The organism is Streptomyces sp. NPDC001513, from assembly GCF_042894695.1.
Lineage (GTDB): Bacteria > Actinomycetota > Actinomycetes > Streptomycetales > Streptomycetaceae > Streptomyces.
In genome coordinates this window covers 17,838-34,588 of the sequence record NZ_JBIAVU010000022.1, presented here as the reverse complement: position 1 = coordinate 34,588, position 16,751 = coordinate 17,838, and the positions used below count along the sequence as shown (strand labels likewise).

Here is a 16,751-nt window from a genome sequence, read left to right as displayed (position 1 = left end):
CACCTTCGCCTCGGGGGTGCAGACGAGCCGGGGAGCTCTGCGTCGGCAGGCGACCGACTGCGCAGCTCCCGTTCCGGCCGGCTGGGGCCACGTCGCTCAGCCGCCGTCCGTCGGCAGCCAGCAGCCGTGCAGGCCGAGCGGGACCCGGACCGGGATGCGGACGCGGGCCACGGGGCCGGAGGCAGGGTCCTGCGCCGGGACGATCAGGAACCACGCGGACCCGTCGGTGCGGTCGGTGGCGAACGTCAGCCAGTAGCCCTGCTCCTCGGAGTCCCGCCCCGGCACCGGTGCGAAGACCGGCTCCCCGACGGACAAGTCCCCGGCATCCCAGACGCGGGCGGTGCCGGTCTCGGTGTCGTGGAAGCGCACGGCGTCGTACTCGCCGGGCAGCAGGTCCGTCCGGCCGGTCTCGGTGGCCAGCGCGGCGTAGCGGTGGCGTCGGCCGATGCGTCGGTCGTCGATGCGGGGGAACTCCACCCGGGCGTCGTCCAGCAGGGTCCGGGCCATGGTGCCCGCCACCGGGTCGATGCGCGCCCGTACGAGTCCACCTCTCGCGGGGGCCGCGCCGGGCTCCGGTTCTCCGCCTACGGTCAGCCGGCTCCACTGCACGTAGTCCAGGACCACCGGGGCATCCGGGCCGGGTCCGTCGTCGTACGCGTTCACCGTGTGCCAGAGCCAGAACGCCTCGTCGGCGGCCCAGCGCGGCGGTCCGCCGTCGCGCGGGACGAGCACCACGCGGGTCCCGCGCTCGGGCCTCCAGGCGAGGACCGAGCCGCCCGCCATGGCCGCGGCAAAGTCGAAGAAGGCGGGGGCGAGGACGATCACCGCGTAGCGCTCGGTCAGGGCCATGTCGTGGATCATCATCGGCTCGTCCACGCCGTCGACCGGCGTGGGCCCCCGCGTGACCACACCATCGCGGCCGATGACCGACCAGGTCAGGTACGGCGCCTCCAGGCCGTAGCAGAAGACGACCATCTCGCCGGTGACCGGATCGATCTTGGGATGGGCGGTGATGCCCATCGGCAGGGCGCCGTTGAAGTCCTCGCGGCCGAGCGTCTCCAGGCCGGCGCCGATGCGGTAGGGGCACGCGGACTCGGCGAGCGCCAGCAGCCGCCCGCCGTGCCGTACGACGTTGATATCTGGCATGTCCCTGAAAGTGCCCGCGAGTTCGGGCCCGACCTGGTCGGCGTCCGGCATGATCATCGACTCCACGCCGCCCCACAGGGCCCGGCCGACCTGTTCCTCGGCCCGCAGCGCTGGGGTGCGTACGAAGCGGTTGCGGTAGCGGGCGCGGCCCTGCGAGAGCCAGACCCCGTGCACCATGCCGTCCCCGTCGATGGGGTACAGGTACGAGCCGATCGGGGTGAAACGGGGATTGGGTCCGTTGCGCAGGTACAGCCCGTCCAGCTCCGGCGGGATCTCGCCGGTCACCTCGAGGCCGGCGACGTCGACCTCCTCGCTCACCGGCGCGAACGAGCCCAGCAGGTGGGGAACCCTGGTCGGGTCGAAGCGCGGCGGCGTGTGCGTATTCACGGGACCTCCCGGCGTGCCGGCTTCGGTCTTACCGGCTCCTCCCAGTGAAACGCGGTGGCCGGGCCGGTGCCAGCCGTCGGCCGGAGCATGTGCGGCGCCAGCTGATCCGAGAAGCAGTGCCTGGGGCCTGGTGCCCAGTGCCGACCCGTGCCCCCGGCTCCTGGCCGCCGGGGGCACCGTGCTGCCCGTGCCACGGAGCGACGATGAGCCGGTGCTCCGCAGAACACAGGACGCGAGGGGGCACGGGTCCAGCGGCGGGACGGCCGCCAGGAGCTCTGGCCTCGGTGGCGGCCGTCGAGGCCGGAGCCGGCTACATGCAGACCGGCGGGTCCGGGTACGAGCACCCGGCGTAGGTGTCGCCCTCGTACGTGATGCCGCCTTCCATCGGCTGGTCGCAGGTGGCGCAGCTGACGGCGAAGTACGGGTTGACGCGGAGGAAGGCCACGTTCTTCAGCTCGAAGATCGCCTTCACCGCGTCCAGCCCGTGCTCACGGATTCCGTGCTGCAGGAAGTCGAACGCGCCGAACTCGTGGCCCTTCTTGCACGCGAAGCGGCCGAACCGGAAGGCGCCGATGTCCGCGATCCCCAGCTCGGACTCGATCCGCGCCTTCTCCTCCTCCGATACCTGCTCTAGCCGGGAGCTCTTGACGAGCTCGGGTGTCCAGTGCAGGTCCCGGAGGGTACGGGCCTGCTTGCGGGACAGGTAGAAGGAAGCGGTTCTGCCGCTCTTGATGGTCTCCTGTACGAGGGCCACGACCGCGTCGTCGTCTGCCGAGACGACGACCTTCCCCCTGCCGACGGCTGCTTCGATCTGGGCCAGCAAAGAATTGTCCACGACGCATCCTTCCGGGTTTGCACCCTGAATCCGATCCTGCGTTCGTGGAGAACTATTCTGTTCGGCCGCTCTGTTCGGCGGCTGCCACACGGCCGGCCTCACCCACACGGCAGCCCATGCCCACCAGCACGGCCCCACCGGCCGGCACGGCCTCAGCTCGGGCTGTGCATTGTGTGAGGGGGTGTCCGGGGCCGGGTGCTCGGCGTGTTTGGTTCAGCCCTGGAGGGCGGTGAGCCAGTCGGTCAGCAGGCGGTTGACCTCGTCCGGGCGCTCCTGCTGGATCCAGTGGCCGCAGCCTTCCAGCAGGTGGGAGGCGGACAGGGCGGGGAGGGTGGCGGGGTAGGCGTTGATGGCGTCGGCCATCCAGGTGGTGGAGGCGTCCAGGGTGCCGCCGATGAACAGGGAGGGCTGCTTGATCGGGGCTCCGCGGTGGGGGGCGAGGTCCTCCCAGTCACGGTCCATGTTGCGGTAGCGGTTGAGGGCGCCGGTCAGGCCGGTGCGCTCGAACTCCGCGGCGTAGACGCCGAGGTCGCCCTCGCTCAGCCAGGCGGGGAGCCTGCCCGTGGGGAAGCGGTCGCGCAGCCGGCCGCCGTGGGCGACGAAGTGCGGGTCGGGCTCGCCCTGGGCGGGCATGGTGTCGGCGGACAGCGCCGCATAGAAGCCGGCGAGCCAGCCGCGGACGTCGGGCTCGATCTCCGCCTCGGCGCGGCCGGGCTCCTGGAAGTAGGAGACGTAGAACTCCTGCTCAGGGCCGCCGATCTGGCCGAAGATGTCGGTGGGGCGGGGGCCGCCCGGCGGCGCGTAGGGGACGCTCAGCAGGCCGACGGCGCGGAAGACCTCCGGGTGGAGCAGGGCGGAGGAGGCGGCGATGTTGGATCCCCAGTCGTGGCCGACGACCACCGCGCTCTCCTCGCCGAGGGCGCGCACCGCGGCGACGTTGTCCGCCACCAGGTCGAGCATCCGGTAGGCGTCGATCGCGGCGGGCTTGGAGGAGCGGCCGTAGCCGCGTACGTCGATCGCCACCGCCCGGTAGCCGGCGGCGGCCAGGGCCGGAAGCTGGTGGCGCCAGGAGTACCAGGACTCGGGGAAGCCGTGCACGAGCAGGACCAGCGGGCCGGTGCCCTGCTCGACCAGGTGCAGGCGCCCGGCCGGGGTCTCGACGGTACGGTGGCGGAGCTCGGCGGCCGGCTCGGACTGCATGGGTTTCTCCTCGGTTCGCTGGCAGGCGCGGGTACCCGTCGATCATGCGGCGCGGCAGCCGCCCGGCGCGATGAGCGTTGCCATTCTGGCAAACTCGCAGGGCAGGGCAATGCAGGGCAGGGCGGTGGAGCGGTGCGGAGGGAAGGAGCTGCAACGGTGACAGGCGACGACCCGGACGGCGCGCTGGCGGCGATGGGGCCCAGGCTGCGGGCCGCGCGCGAGCGGCACGGCGCCACGCTCGCCGCTATCAGCCGTGCGACCGGCATCTCGTCGAGCACGCTGTCGCGGATCGAGACCGGCCGCCGCAAGCCCACCCTGGAGGTGGTGCTGCAGCTGACGAAGGCGTACGGCGTCTCCCTGGACGAACTGGCCGGCACCGCACCCGCCCCGGTGACTGAGCCGCGCACCTCGGCGCCGCTGAGCTTCGGCGACGACAAGGCGGTGCTGCCGCTCACCCGGTACGTCGGCGGCTTGCACGCCCACAAGCACGTACTGCCCGCCGTCGAGGATCCGCCCGCGCGGCCCCGGCAGGTCTCCCACGAGGGCTACGAGTGGCTGTGCGTCCTGTACGGGCGGCTGTGGCTCGCGCTGGGCACCCAGGATCTTGTCCTGGCCGCCGGGGACGTCGCCGAGTTCGACACCCGCATTCCGCACGGGGTGGCGAACGCCGGCCCCGGCGGGCCGGTCGAGTACCTGATCTTGTTCGGGCCGCAGGGCGAACGTCTGAGGCCGCGGACCAAGCCGGCCCCCGGTCGCGGGGCCCGGTAGCCCGCAGCCCCCGTGACCGAACCCGACCCTGTGCCGCTCAGCGTCGCACAGCGGCCGCAGGCCACCAGGCGTCTTCGGCTGCCCATGCCTCGATCGTTGACCTGCGACCCGGCCGCAGGACTGCAACGACCTTCGTACCAGCACCCGACGCCGAGCGCCTTGTCGAATCCCGCCCGATGAAGGGATGATCGGCGGGGTGCCGGGCCGGCGGGCGTGGGCGCGCAGTCCCCGGCGTCAGCGACCGGGTGCACCACCAACTCATGGAGGCCGGCGCCCCTGGCAAGCGAGCGCCGGCCTTGCGCATGGGCCGGTCAGCGGCAGTTGACCCAGTTGTTGGACTTGAAGTAGTAGCTCTGGCTGCCGGAGCCCTTGGCTCCCCTGGCGACGATCCTGCTGTCGCCGGAGTAGTTGGTTCCCGAATACGCCTTGAAATCACAGGAAGCGCCATGGTTGTACCAGGACTTGAAGTTCTGGAACACCGCGTACTGCGTCAGGCTGGCGTTGGTCCCGGCGACCTGCTGCCTCTGGCCGGTGTAGTTCGATCCGGACCAGACGCAGAAGTAGCCCGAGGGGCAGTCCGACGCCGCCGCACTGGCAGTTCCCGCGCCCCCGACCAGCAAACCGCCAGTCAGCGCGATACCGCCGACCATTCCTGCAAGAGTCCTCGTCATACGCATGCTTGTATCCCATCCCCTTTGACGTGGAGGTGCGCCTACTGACTCGACCGGCCGGCTCACGAGACAACAGCCCGGAGGAGAAGACGCGGTTGGTGGAACTCGGCATGAGTCTGGGGGCGTGTCCCAGGGCCGGTCTTGTATAAAACGGCACTCAGGAGTGACAGCAGCAGGGTGGTGACAGGACGGGGCCGTGGCACCTCAGGCACAGGAACTGTTCGGGCGAACCTGATGCCTGGTACCTGATGCCTGGTTTTGGTCTGGACCCGGTCTTGGTGGGTCAGCGGGCGAGGGAGACGGCGAAGGGCTTGAAGCCGTGCCGGCGCAGGATGTGGGGCACGGTCAGGATCATGGCTTCGGTGGCGCGGGCTGTGGTGATGTCGCCGAGGTCCTCGATCAGTTCGGGCTGCCAGCCCAGGTCGCCGAGCAGGCCGGCGACGGTCTTCTTCGCGTGTTCGTCGTCGCCCGAGAGGTAGGCGGTCGGTGGGGTGGCCAGGGTTTCGGGGGCGGTCATGACCATGAAGAGCATGGTGTTGAGGGTCTTGACCACATGGGTGTCGGGGAGCGCGGCCTGGAGCTTCTCGGCGAGGCTGCTGCCGGGGTAGCACAGGTCGCCGGGCAAGCCGTCAGCGGCGTCGCGGGTGGCGTTGGAGACGTCGATGAGGATCTTGCCGCCGAGCTCGGTGCGCAGGTCGGTGAGGCGGTCCAGGGAGCTGTCGCCGGGCGTCGCGTTGATCACGATGTCCGTGGTGCGGGCGGTGGTCCGCTGGTCGGCCAAGGCGATCCGCGGGGCCAGTCCGGTGGTGCGGGCGGCGGTGCCTTCGGGGTTCCGGCTGCCAAGGGTGACGTGGTGTCCGGCTGCGGAGAGTTTGCCGGCGAGGTTGGTTCCGACGCGGCCGGCGCCCAGGATGCCGATGTTGGTCATGCGGTGATGCTCCTTGCGGTATGGGGAAGAACGGAAACGTCCGGTCAGGCGATCGGCGAGAGGACCTTGAGGGCGGCGGCGTGGATGCCGGGGGCGGCGGCCAGGAAGTCGCGGCTACCGGTGTTCCAGGGCTCGCCCGCCAGGTCGGTGACGGTGCCGCCGGCCTCGGAGACCAGCAGGGCGCCGGCGACCAGGCCGGAGCGGACGTCGGAGAACTGCCAGAACGCGTCCATGCGTCCGGCGGCGACGTGGATGAGCTGCATCGTGGCGGGAACGGACACGCGCACGACCAGGCCGTTGATGAGCATGGCAGTGACGGAGTCACCGATACGCCGGAAGGTGCGCTCGTCCTCGCCGGGCTTGGCCTGGCCCGTGCCGATGAGGGCGGCGCCCAGGTCGGTCTTGGCAGACACCTTCAGGGGGCGGTCGTTGAGGCGGGCACCACCGCCGGCGACGGCGCTGTAGGTGTCGCCGGTCAGCGGCAGGTGGACGACGGTGAGTACCGGCTGGTTGTCGCGAACCAGGGTGGCGGTGACGGCCCAGTCGTCCAGGCCGTGGACGTGGTTGATGTTGCCCTCGGCGGGGTCGACGACCCACCACTCCCCTGACGGGAGCGCGCCGCCGGCCAGCTCGTCCTCGGCCCACTGCGACCCCGGCCGGGCCCGCAGCAGCGGTTCCCGGAGCACGTCCAGTACGGCGTCGTCGTTGGCGTGGATCTCGCCGACGACCTCGTCCAGACTCACGCCCCGGGCGTGCGAGGTGTAGCGCTCGCGCAGCGTGACGCCGGCGACCTTCACGGCGGCGGTCACGTCGGACAGGAGCGTCGTAGCGGCGTCGAAAGGCATGGCTGTGCTCATGGCGGGCTCCCTGGGGAATCGGTAGAAGCGGCGGGGCGGTTGTCTCGCCCCCGCACTTCGAAGGTAGGCCGCCCGATCATTAACAACAAGTGCATGCTTGTCACTTGTAGAGTTACTCTCATGCAATTGGATTTGAACCTGCTCACCGCCCTGGACGCCCTGCTGGAAGAGGGCAGCGTCGCCGGCGCCGCAGCACGCCTCCACGTCACCGCACCGGCGATGAGCCGGTCGCTGGGCCGCATCCGCAAGGCCACCGGCGACCAGATCCTGGTCCGCACCGGCCGCAGCATGGTCCCCACCACCCGGGCGCTGGCCATGCGCGCCCAGGTCCACGCCCTCGTACAGGAAGCCCACCAACTTCTCTCCGCGCAGCAGGAACTCGACCTGGCGGCTCTGGACCGAGTGTTCACCGTGCGCTGGCACGACGCCCTGACCGCAGCCTCCGGCACCGCCCTGATCAGCGCGGTCCGCCGCCAGGCCCCCGGCGTCCGGCTGCGCCTGTCCGCCGAACCCGGGACGGACGACGCCGAGCTGCGCCGGGGTGAGATCGACCTCGAATCGAGCTCCACCGCTCCGACGCTCCCCGACATCCGCCACCGCCTCGTCGGCAGGGACCGACTGATCGTCGCCGTCCGCCCGGGCCACCCGCTCACCGAAGGCGCGCCGAGCCTCGAGCGCTACGCAGCCGCCGAACACCTCACCGTCTCGCGACGCGGAGGCCTGCGCGACCCGATCGACGACGCCCTGACCACGCACGGCCTCGAACGACGCGTCGTCGCCGCCGGGCCCACCGCAGCCTTCGCCCTGCAACTCGCCCTCGACACCGGCCTGGTCGTCACCCTCCCCGACGCGGTGACGCGCACGGCCCGGGAACAACTCGGCCTGGTCACGCTGCCGCTACCACTCCAATTGCCCGAGGTCCCCCTGTACCTGCTGTGGCACCAGCGCTACGACGACGACCGCGCCCACACCTGGCTGAGAACCCTGGCCACCGAAACCGTCCAGGCCCTCTTCGCACCACCGACCACCTCTCAACAGCCCCTCACCAACCAGAGCGGGCAGTGACGGAGACGCCCGGGGAAAGGCCTGCGGCACCTGACTCCCGTTCCCGGGTTCCGGCACACATCTTGTGATCGGCTGCGGCCCGCGAGGACGGACAGCCGATGGGAACGTCTTGACGACCCCCACCCCGCGATCCGGATCCGCGCCGTCTACGCACTGGCCACCGCCGCCGGCCCCGACCGCGCGGTCCGCACCGCCTTCCGCACCCGTCTCACCGCCGAGCAGGACCCGATCGTCCGCGCCGCCTGATCCTCGCCACCGCCGAAGCCACCCGCGCCCACCCCCACCCGCCGACCACCGCGTGGATGCGAGAGCGGTGGCAGGGCCGGATGGAGGCGCCCGAGGTCCGGTTGGCCGCCGCGATCGGCTGGCTCTGCCTCACCGATGAACCCGCCCCCGTCGAACTGCGCGCGGCCGTCGCCGATCTCACCACGGACGACCGGACTCGCGCCATGGACGCCCTGCCCTGGATGGCCCGCACCGGTGAGGTACGACGGCCCGTGGGCCCTGCATGGGCCGGAGCCGGGGGTGGTGACGCTGGGTGAGACCAGGCGTGAACGCGCTGGTACGGGTGTGAGCCCCACCCGGACGGAGTGCAGTGCAGTGCTCGAACCCGTCCGCTGACGTTTCCTTGAACGCCAACTGGGCCCCGCCCTTGCCCAGAACCCTTGATGACTGTCCTGCTCTCGCGCAGCGTTCTCGTTCTCTGATGCTCACGCGGTGTTGTCGCTCAGCCGGATTCGCCGCACGGACGTAGGACCATGAGCGAGCCTTCCAAGGTCGCCACCATGGCGAAGGGGAACCTGTCGACCTCAAGACAGAGCGCAACGTCGTCAGGATGGACTCCTTGACGCACACCCTCCGCCAGCTCGGCGGCGGCGCGCGACTCGGCAGCGCGGCGGACGAACTCGGCTGCATCCGTCCCAGCCTCGGTGGCCCTCCGGGCGATGTACTGAGCGCACGCCAGATCTTCATCGGCCTGCCCGTCTTCGCCAGTGACCACGAACGTGACGCTGTCGCTCTTGCGCGTCCGCAAGAGCCGAGCCGTTGCCTCCGCCACCACGAAGGCGGCGCACAGCACCAGCTGCGCGTCCTTGACCGCAAGGGCGCCGACCGTTCCTGCCGTGGTCTTCTGCACGACGGTCCTTCCCCGGAGGTCAACGGACCGCAGCAGGCCCGGCGAGTTGACCAGGTCGAACCCGGGCGCGGGCGGACCGTCTTTGAGCGCCACCCAATCCGGGTGGCCGGCCTTGAGCGCCAGGGCTTCGTCCAGTGACTCGGCAAGAACGATCTGCTCGGCCCCCTGGGCAAAGGCCCAGGCCGCCACGGTGAAAGCCCGCATGACATCGACTACGACCGCCACGGACGGAACTTCGGACAGATCGGCTATGCCAAGGAATCGCGTGTCCATTCCGTCATGATCGCGCATGCCCGACCCGATGCACCGGACGTCGGAGACGAATGACGGGCAAGATCAACATGAGACAAGACATTGACCCGCGGGTACGGGCTCAGAACAGCCACTCGGCTTGCCTTCACTTGTCGGGGCAGTCAGCCTCGGTCCAGGTCGCGACGAGGTCACGGCAGACGACCGTGAGTGAGCCGTTCCAGAACGCGATCTCGTGGCTGCAACCGTTCCGGTGGGGCAGGACCTCATCGAGGATTACGGTCCCCAGGTCTGCCCAGTTGTTGTTCTCGACGCCTCCGGCATCGAAGCTGGAGACGCCTGCATAGCGGATGATCAGGTCCTCGTCGTGCTTCCAGCAGTTGTGCCGGAACCGGATCTCCATCTGCTGGTCATCAGCTCCGACAGTGCGGATGTACTGGACCTCCAGATCCTTCACACACCGCTTGCTGTGGAAGTCGTAGTGCTCTGGGGCAGTCGCGAAGCCCCGGGCTCCGACTGGCAGATCGTCAGCCAGCGAGGGCAGACGTTCCAGGTACCGAGCAGGGGATATGACACCTGACAGGTTGCCGACCTGCGCATCCAGGTTGATGTGTTCCATCGTCCTTCACCCCCGCTCGTGGCTCTGTTGGCCAACGAATCGTCGCACGATCACCATCCTGTCGGCCCGGGGATCCGCAGCCGGGCCATCTCAGGCCAGGACGTTCACGGCCCTGGCGACGACGAGTCCCAGGATCATGAGGGAAAGGATGGACTGGACGGTCATGACGCTCTTGGCCCAGGGGGCGAGTGGCATGACGTCGGTGGGGCTCAGCGCGGTGGAATTGGTGTAGGCGAGGTAGAGGTAGTCGATGTAGTGGGGGCGCCAGTGCGAAGCGTTCAGTTCGGGGCTGAGCTGCTGGGGAAAAGCGAGCGCCGGAGTGGGGGGCATGTGGTGGGCCCGGGCCGCCGGCCCGCCGCTGTCGAGCTCGAAGTACAGGAGGGAGAAGGCGAGAACGGTCGAGGACCAGACGCTGCCGCCGGCCAGCAGGAGGGCATTGGCGGAGTTGGTCTCGTGCCCGCCGTGGATGAGGTCGTCGAGCAGTTGGACGGTCGACCAGATGGCGCTGCCCGCGAGTACGACGACCAGGGCGATCGCCACTGAGCGCAGGACAGTGGAGCGGCGGCTGATCCGGCCGGGGTCTCCCGAGATCAGCGCCACCAGCAGGAGGGCTTCGGCAAGGGGAAGGGCCCAGCGGGGTCCAAGACGCAGGTCGTCGGGCAGGAGCAGGGTGAGGACCGCAGAGGCGACGACCGCTGCGGCCATCGGCCAGCGGCTCTCGGTGCGGACAGCAGATCTCGGCCCCGGCTCGCGTGGGCTCGTACGGTCCGTTTCGGTGGGGTTCTGGCCGGTCACGGCCGCCTGCTTCCCGGGCTCGATGGCAGCTCAGATCGCATGTGCCGTCGGGGTCAGACGGTGTCGGCGTTGCGGATGGTTCCGGTCGTCCTTGATGTCGGGTTCATGTGCCGCTCCTCGCGGGTGAAGGCGTACGAGGCGGCTGCCCCGACGGACTCGACGACCACGCCTGGGACCCTCTCTGTCCGGGGCGGCGCAACGCCGGACCTCGGATCCACCGTAGACCGGGGTGATCAAGGCCCGCGGCCGACACGCTCCGCATCACCCCATCGCACGCCGACACCGGCGGTGCGTAGCGCGGCCGGCGGCAGCGGCAGCGGCAGCGGCACGGTGGGATCGCGGGCGACGGACGGGTGCGCGGGCCAGTCCGCGACCGGTCCGGTGAGGTCGACGCCCGCTTCGTATCGGGGTTGGTCGCCGATCGTGTCCCAGTCCAGGAGGTACTGAGCCGGGCCGCGCCATCCGCACGCGGACGGAAACCGCCCAGTCGCAGGCGCGCCACCGTTCCCCGTATGCCTCACGGCCTCATGCGGCAGCGGGAGCGGGATTGCGGGCTTCCGGTCCGTCAGCGGAAGCCCCTCCGGGAGCCCGGCCGCCGGCCGCGCCGCGCCCCGGCTCGCATCCGCAATCACGCCTCCACACGGCCGTCAAGCCCCGACTTCCCGGGCCGTGCCTCGGCCCGCCGGGCCAGAGCTAATGGAGGTACCGACAACGGCTCGGGCGGGCGGACAACGCCACCCCGCAGCCGGCCCCACAGCCGGCCCCTGGAAGGACCGCCGCCATGATCTCCCACCGCATCCGCTACCTCGTCCCCCTCACCGCCGTGGCGGCGGTGGCACTCGGCGGCTTGTCCATGACCTCCGCCACCGCCGCCGCCCTCCCCGAAAACCTTCCTGCTGCGCCCCAGGCCTGGGATCCCGCCAATCCCGGCAAGCCCCCGGTGAGGGAACACACCGTCTATTTCGGCTATGGACACCAAGGCCAGAAGGTCTACTGCATCCGTTCGCTCAACCACTGCACGAAGGCCTTCGACTACCGCTGAGGTCGTCCCCCTCCAGTGGCCCTGCGGCGGCGACAGCCTGTCGGGCAAGCCGCTCACGTCACCAGGTGCAGCGACGTTCCCGCGATGCCCAGCCGTACGCTCTGGCCCCACGTCAGCTCCAGGGCGTCGCTCTCCATTCCGTCGCCGAAGACCACGATCCGGTCCGACTCCACGGTCAGCTGCAGTCCCTGCCCCCGCCCCAGCTCGCCGGCGACTTTCGTCGTCCCTGTCGTGGGGGACGGCCAGGCCTCGCGTACGAACCACAGGAGCCGCCGGTCGCAGGGTGCGGGCAGCCCCGCGTGGCTGCCGCGCTCCAGCCACAGGGAACGCAGCCAGCCGGTGGCGCCCGTGCCGGTGCCCACCAGCACCCCGGAGGATGCCTGGGCCTCGCCCGGGCCCTTCTCGTCGTCGGAGCTGAGGCGGTAGCGGGCCGTCTGGTGGCCGGGTGAGCCCAGGTAGATCTCGTTCAGCGCGAGAAGGCGCTGGGTGTCGTCGGCGACGGCCTCGACCATGGTCAGCGCCTCTGCCCGGTCCCCAGCGGCGGTCGCCGCGCGCAGCAGCGCGGCCGCGTCGGCGCAGCGGTGACGGACCAGGACCCCCGGGTTGCGCCCCGGGTCGGTGTCGATGCCCACCACGGGCTGTCCACGCAGGTACTTCGCGGTGTTCGCGACCAGGCCGTCCTGGCCGACCACGACCACCACGTCCTCCGGGGCGAACAGGAAGCGGTCCAGGTCCGCCCGCTCCACGCGGGAGCTGCGCCAGGTGAGCGGCACCGCCGCCGCCACTTCCCGCAGCGCCTGCCGCGTGCGTTCGTGGCGACGGACCACCTCGTCGATCGACCGCCCCCGGCTGGAAAGGAAGAACGCGGCCTGCCCGTGCGTCCCGTGCCGGGCGAGCAGTTCGTCGTACTCGGTCCTGCGGTGCACGATCACCGCCCGCGGGGCCAGGCTCACGTGCCCGCGCCGCCTTCCGGACGTTCGAGCCTGGTGCCGCCTTCCGGACGTCCGAGCCTGGTGAGGAGCCCGGTGAGGACGTCGGGAGAGAGCGTGATGCTCTCGATCCGCGGCAGGTTCTCCGCCAGCCGGGTCGCCGCCAGGGCGTGCAGCGTGCCCGGTCCGGCTTCGTCGTGTACGCGCAGCCAGGCAGCCTGAACCTCGGCGCGGGCCGCGCCCGTCTCGCGCGCCGCCTCGGCGTCCGCGTGGGCCAGGCGGACCTTGCGCGCCGCCTCGGTCTCGGTCCGGATGCCGTCCGCCGCCGCCTTCTCCTCGGCCTCGCGGCGGGCGTTGGTGCCGCGCTGGTCGATCAACTGCTCTTCGCGTCGCGCCAGTTCGATCTGACTGGCCAGCTCGTTCTCGGCGATGGCGCGTTCGCGCTCGACGGCGACGGCCCGCCGTTCATAGGTGGCCCGGTCCGCCTCCTGCTGGATCTGCTCGCGGGCCGGCGTGCGCAGGGCGCGCTCCACCTCGGCCTCGGGGCGGATCGCCACGACCCGCACGGCCACCACCTCGATGCCGGTGGCCGGGAGCCTGGGCTCGGCGGCGAGACCGGCGGCGACGCTCTCCCGCACGGAGGCGACGCCGTCCACCAAGGCGACGGCCAGCGGAGTCCGGGCCAGTACGTCGAGCGTGTGCTGCTGGGCGGTCTCGGTGAGGAGGGTGGCGATCTGTTCCAAGGGCGCGCCGCGCCAGCTCCCGGTGTCCGGGTCGACGGAGAAGTCGAGGCGGTCCGCGGCTTCGGCCGGGTCGCTGATCCGGTAGGTGACGGTGGCCTGTACCGCGACGTCCTGGAAGTCGGACGTACGGGCGTGGAACGCCATGGCCAGCTCCCGGTCGTCGACCGGCACTTCGGAAAGCGCCGCCGACAGCGACCGGTACCAGAAACTGAGCCCCCGCCCGTCGTGAACGAGTCGGCCGCGCTTGTGGTGGCGGATGTGGGCGGTGTGCGCGGAGCGCAGATGGCGCCAGCCGAGGCGCCGGGTGATGTCGGCCATGACGGACCCCCTTCATTTCGTCAATGCGACGATAACGAGAAGCGTCCATATCGTCAAGGGGACGAAAAGGGGGCTTCCGGGGCACTGCCCGGGCAACAACGGAAGCCGCTCGAACGGATCGATAACATCGCGGCGCGACATTTCCGTGGTCAGCGGCCTGACGAGGTGGGGAAGACATGAGCGATGACGTCCTGTCGATCATTCCGAGTGATCCGCAGTGGCAACCGGATCGCGATGCGGTGGATCGCGTCGTCGCGCTCGTCGAGGACCTGACGCCCGGAGTTGCCGGCGGCGTGGACGTGGAGATCGACGTGACGTGGCACGACGTGGTGACCGCCGTCGACTGCGGGGAGAACCTGGAGAGGATCGGTTGCCCCCTGTGTCAGGCGGCCATCGACACGGAGTGGTGGGGCGACCTCCTTGAGGCTCACTGCGACGACGGGTTCACCACGCTCGCCGTCGAGGTCCCTTGCTGTGGAGGATCGACCACGTTGGACGTGCTGGACTACGACTGGCCGTGCGGTTTCGCCCGTTTCGAGATCGCCGTCTGGAACCCCGAACGCCTCTGGTTCAGCGAGGACGAACTGACGGCTCTGGGGGACCGACTGGGCCATCCGGTGCAACAGATCCGAGCCCACATCTGAACCTCCGCGACTCAGCCGATCGCCTTCGCTCCGGCTACCCCCGACGGCGGCATGCCGCTACGCCTCTATTGCGAGAGCCGCACCAGCGGCCCGACCTCGGCCTGACACGGCCGCCCGGCAGAGGCGGTGAGAGCGCCACGGCCCACCGGCCCGCCTTCACGCGATCCGTCCACGCCCGACGGCGTCCGCTTCCGGGGGGTGGGGGCGCAGCCGCCGTCATCGCTGGTCGCCCGCACTCTTGGCAGGCGCAGCCTGCTGTCCGTGGGTGGGCGATAGGAGTGTGATGGGAGGGCTACGAGGGGCCAGGCGGGGAATGGGCGCGCAGCGGGGCAGGGTCTTGGGGAAGGGATCTCTTCAGAGGGATCCGACTGTCGAAGGAGTGTGCCGTGGCCCTGTCCCGTACCGAACGTGAGCAGTTCCTCGCCGAGCCCCACGTCGCCGCGCTCGCGGTAAACGCGGGAGGAGTGGAAGGTGACCGCGCGCCGCTCGCGGTCCCCATCTGGTACCAGTACGCACCCGGCGGCGACATCTGGATCATGACCGGGCGGGACTCGCGCAAGGCCGATCTGATCCGGGCCGCAGGCCGGTTCACCCTGATGGTGGACCGTCTGGCGCCCACGATCCGGTACGTGTCGGTCGAGGGACCGGTCACCTCCACCGTTCCCGCCACGCGCGATCAGCTGGTGGAAATCTCCGCCCGCTACCTGCCGGCGGAGAAGGTCGAGGGCTACGTCGACTTCGCCTGGAAGGAACACGGGGAGCAGCTCGTGATCCAGATGCGGCCGCAGCGGTGGGTGAGTTCGGACCTCGGCAACCTCTGAGAACGCCCGCCCCACGGGCTGCCCGACGTCGCCTCCCCGAGGCTGCGGAGGCACCGTGCACCGTGCGGTGCAGGAGACGTCCACTGCCCGCGTAAGAGGAGTAGAAGGGGCCCCGACCAGCCCGGGGGGGGAGGGCCGGTCGGGACCGCGCCCCAACCTGGCGGGGGGGATGCCGGGCGGGGCGGTCAAGGTGTGGGGGCGGGAGGGGCGGTCGCCTCGCGGCGGAAGGCTCTGAGGGGCTTCAGCCGAACGATCTTCCCCACAGGCATGGGACAGGCCCGGGGACACAGTCCCTTCCCGCACCCCACACACGAATGAACGGTCAACCAAGCCGGAATGTTCCCACCCGCCGAAAACCCTGCGCGGACGGCAGCCAGCTCGGCCCGGACATCGACCGGTGGACGTGGACACCGAGCATCCCGGGCACCCACCCCTCGAGGGCGCCCCCGACGTACGCAACGCGGTCAGAACAGGGCGACCACGCCGCGCCCGGAGGAGGGCCGGACAACGGTGACACCAACGCCGACGTCGACGTGCGCGTGGAGGTTGGTGAGGCTCAGCGGGACAAGGCGCAACCGCGCGGTACCGGCCACCCACACCAGGGCGGCTTCGTCAGCCGGAGCCCCGGCTCGCCCATTCCCGGCAGCGTGATGGTCATGGCGGCCGGGTAGACCGCGTGGAGGGGTGCCGGAGGACTCTTCCGGTAGGCGAGGGGGAGCGATGCGGGGATTGTGGCTCGTCTGCACGGCGGTGATGGCCGCCTCGTGCCTGTACCGGCTGGTGTTCTGGATGTGGGCCCAGAACCCCCCGGTCCGGAAGGCACGGGAACCGGACGGACCGCTCACGCTCTACGAGGTGGCCGCCTTGCAGAGCGGCGCCGCGCACCACCTGAGGAAAACACTGGTGGAGGGCATGGCCATCAGCGGCGCCCTGGAACGGGTCGGCCACCACCATCTGCGGGTCCCCGTCGAGCGCAAGAACGTGGATGCCCTGCAGGCGGCAGTGCTGGATGAGCTGGAGCCAGGGGCGCTCTACACGGGCTACAGCCTGCTGTACGGCAGGGTGAGCAGGCCGGAAGGGCTGGACGAGGTCGCCCGTACCGTGCGGGAGGCAGGCCTGGTCACCCGCAGCGGCAGCGAGCTCTCCCGATACGTACTGAGCTCCGTCATGGGGATCATCGCGGTCCTCGGCCTGATGACGGGGTTCGGCACCCGATCGTTCCTCCCCTTCGGCATCGCCGTCTGTCTGCTCGCCCCAGGCGGCGCCGTCCTGCTGGCCACTCCGGAACGCTGGACCGGGGCGTCACGGCGCGGTGAACGGATGCGGAAGGCCGTCGGCAGCGAATCCGGCACCCTTCCCGCGCTGCCGCCCGGTCTCGTACTGGACGAAGAGGCACATCGACGGTTCGCCCGCATAGCGCTCTACAACACAGGAGACCACCCGCTGTTCACGGACCCCTACTCCGGGTACTCCCCGCCCGTGGAGAGCAGCCCGGACATCCACGAAGGGCCTGGCCTCGGCGGCTTCTGACACCGTCAGCCCATCCGAGGTCGCGGGACGGGGCGCACGACCACTTGCCTGCGCTCGTGTGGCCGCGGC

General features: G+C 70.6%; 18 protein-coding genes. 7 read left to right on the top strand and 11 right to left on the bottom strand.

Features of this window, described 5'->3' with window-relative positions; all coding sequences use genetic code 11:
* Window positions 1–96: 96 nt before the first annotated feature.
* The 3 genes from ACFYZ4_RS36775 to ACFYZ4_RS36765 form a co-directional block, all read right to left on the bottom strand.
* Window positions 97–1,533, bottom strand: coding sequence for a carotenoid oxygenase family protein (locus ACFYZ4_RS36775; protein WP_390786030.1), 1,437 nt, complete (start codon window positions 1,531–1,533; stop codon window positions 97–99).
* A gap of 310 nt (window positions 1,534–1,843) precedes the next feature.
* Window positions 1,844–2,368, bottom strand: coding sequence for a hypothetical protein (locus ACFYZ4_RS36770; RefSeq protein WP_351289374.1), 525 nt, complete (start codon window positions 2,366–2,368; stop codon window positions 1,844–1,846).
* Window positions 2,369–2,581: 213 nt separating this feature from the next.
* On the bottom strand, window positions 2,582–3,568 hold the full coding sequence (locus ACFYZ4_RS36765; RefSeq protein WP_390786029.1) for an alpha/beta fold hydrolase: 987 nt from the start codon (window positions 3,566–3,568) through the stop codon (window positions 2,582–2,584).
* 156 nt (window positions 3,569–3,724) lie between these two features.
* Here ACFYZ4_RS36765 and ACFYZ4_RS36760 point away from each other — a divergent pair, with 156 nt between their 5' ends.
* Window positions 3,725–4,336 carry a helix-turn-helix domain-containing protein gene (locus ACFYZ4_RS36760; RefSeq protein WP_390786028.1) on the top strand — a complete coding sequence of 204 codons (612 nt, stop codon included), beginning with the start codon at window positions 3,725–3,727 and terminating at the stop codon, window positions 4,334–4,336.
* A 311-nt stretch (window positions 4,337–4,647) separates the two neighbouring features.
* On the opposite strand, the gene ACFYZ4_RS36755 is transcribed toward ACFYZ4_RS36760, so the two are convergent.
* From ACFYZ4_RS36755 to ACFYZ4_RS36745, 3 genes are all read right to left on the bottom strand, one after another.
* A complete protein-coding gene (locus ACFYZ4_RS36755; protein ID WP_351289368.1) occupies window positions 4,648–4,986 on the bottom strand; it encodes a peptidase inhibitor family I36 protein in 339 nt (112 codons plus the stop codon).
* 304 nt (window positions 4,987–5,290) lie between these two features.
* On the bottom strand, window positions 5,291–5,935 hold the full coding sequence (locus ACFYZ4_RS36750) for an NADPH-dependent F420 reductase (protein WP_390786027.1): 645 nt from the start codon (window positions 5,933–5,935) through the stop codon (window positions 5,291–5,293).
* Between the two features lie 44 nt (window positions 5,936–5,979).
* Complete coding sequence (locus ACFYZ4_RS36745; protein ID WP_390786026.1) at window positions 5,980–6,792, bottom strand: inositol monophosphatase family protein; 813 nt, start codon at window positions 6,790–6,792, stop codon at window positions 5,980–5,982.
* 120 nt (window positions 6,793–6,912) lie between these two features.
* On the opposite strand from ACFYZ4_RS36745, the gene ACFYZ4_RS36740 reads away from it, so the two are divergent.
* Complete coding sequence (locus ACFYZ4_RS36740; RefSeq protein WP_390786025.1) at window positions 6,913–7,857, top strand: LysR family transcriptional regulator; 945 nt, start codon at window positions 6,913–6,915, stop codon at window positions 7,855–7,857.
* A 302-nt stretch (window positions 7,858–8,159) separates the two neighbouring features.
* Window positions 8,160–8,399, top strand: a complete 240-nt coding sequence (locus ACFYZ4_RS36735) for a hypothetical protein (RefSeq protein ID WP_390786024.1) — start codon at window positions 8,160–8,162, stop codon at window positions 8,397–8,399.
* Window positions 8,400–8,584: 185 nt separating this feature from the next.
* Here the strand turns inward: ACFYZ4_RS36735 and ACFYZ4_RS36730 are convergent, their stop codons facing one another.
* From ACFYZ4_RS36730 to ACFYZ4_RS36720, 3 genes are all read right to left on the bottom strand, one after another.
* The gene (locus ACFYZ4_RS36730) at window positions 8,585–9,265 is read right to left on the bottom strand and encodes a 2-phosphosulfolactate phosphatase (RefSeq protein ID WP_390786023.1); all 681 of its coding nucleotides are present in this window, start codon (window positions 9,263–9,265) and stop codon (window positions 8,585–8,587) included.
* Window positions 9,266–9,389: 124 nt separating this feature from the next.
* Complete coding sequence (locus ACFYZ4_RS36725) at window positions 9,390–9,860, bottom strand: hypothetical protein (protein ID WP_390786022.1); 471 nt, start codon at window positions 9,858–9,860, stop codon at window positions 9,390–9,392.
* Window positions 9,861–9,950: 90 nt separating this feature from the next.
* Entirely contained in the window at window positions 9,951–10,655 is a 705-nt protein-coding gene (locus ACFYZ4_RS36720; RefSeq protein WP_384351014.1) for a hypothetical protein, read from the bottom strand.
* Between the two features lie 781 nt (window positions 10,656–11,436).
* Here ACFYZ4_RS36720 and ACFYZ4_RS36715 point away from each other — a divergent pair.
* Complete coding sequence (locus ACFYZ4_RS36715; protein WP_390786021.1) at window positions 11,437–11,697, top strand: hypothetical protein; 261 nt, start codon at window positions 11,437–11,439, stop codon at window positions 11,695–11,697.
* A 53-nt stretch (window positions 11,698–11,750) separates the two neighbouring features.
* Here ACFYZ4_RS36715 and ACFYZ4_RS36710 read toward each other — a convergent pair whose 3' ends face one another.
* Both ACFYZ4_RS36710 and ACFYZ4_RS36705 read right to left on the bottom strand, forming a co-directional pair.
* Window positions 11,751–12,650: a hypothetical protein gene (locus tag ACFYZ4_RS36710; RefSeq protein WP_351289354.1), complete on the bottom strand. Its 900-nt coding sequence runs from the start codon at window positions 12,648–12,650 to the stop codon at window positions 11,751–11,753.
* On the bottom strand, window positions 12,647–13,687 hold the full coding sequence (locus ACFYZ4_RS36705) for an SPFH domain-containing protein (protein ID WP_390786020.1): 1,041 nt from the start codon (window positions 13,685–13,687) through the stop codon (window positions 12,647–12,649). The genes ACFYZ4_RS36710 and ACFYZ4_RS36705 overlap by 4 nt, the downstream gene beginning before the upstream one ends.
* 176 nt (window positions 13,688–13,863) lie before the next feature.
* Here ACFYZ4_RS36705 and ACFYZ4_RS36700 point away from each other — a divergent pair, with 176 nt between their 5' ends.
* The 3 genes from ACFYZ4_RS36700 to ACFYZ4_RS36690 all read left to right on the top strand — a co-directional run bounded on the left by ACFYZ4_RS36700 (window position 13,864) and on the right by ACFYZ4_RS36690 (window position 16,682).
* A complete protein-coding gene (locus ACFYZ4_RS36700; protein ID WP_384351029.1) occupies window positions 13,864–14,331 on the top strand; it encodes a hypothetical protein in 468 nt (155 codons plus the stop codon).
* 386 nt (window positions 14,332–14,717) lie between these two features.
* Complete coding sequence (locus tag ACFYZ4_RS36695) at window positions 14,718–15,152, top strand: pyridoxamine 5'-phosphate oxidase family protein (protein WP_390786019.1); 435 nt, start codon at window positions 14,718–14,720, stop codon at window positions 15,150–15,152.
* Between the two features lie 720 nt (window positions 15,153–15,872).
* Window positions 15,873–16,682: a hypothetical protein gene (locus tag ACFYZ4_RS36690; protein WP_390786018.1), complete on the top strand. Its 810-nt coding sequence runs from the start codon at window positions 15,873–15,875 to the stop codon at window positions 16,680–16,682.
* Window positions 16,683–16,751 lie beyond the last annotated feature (69 nt).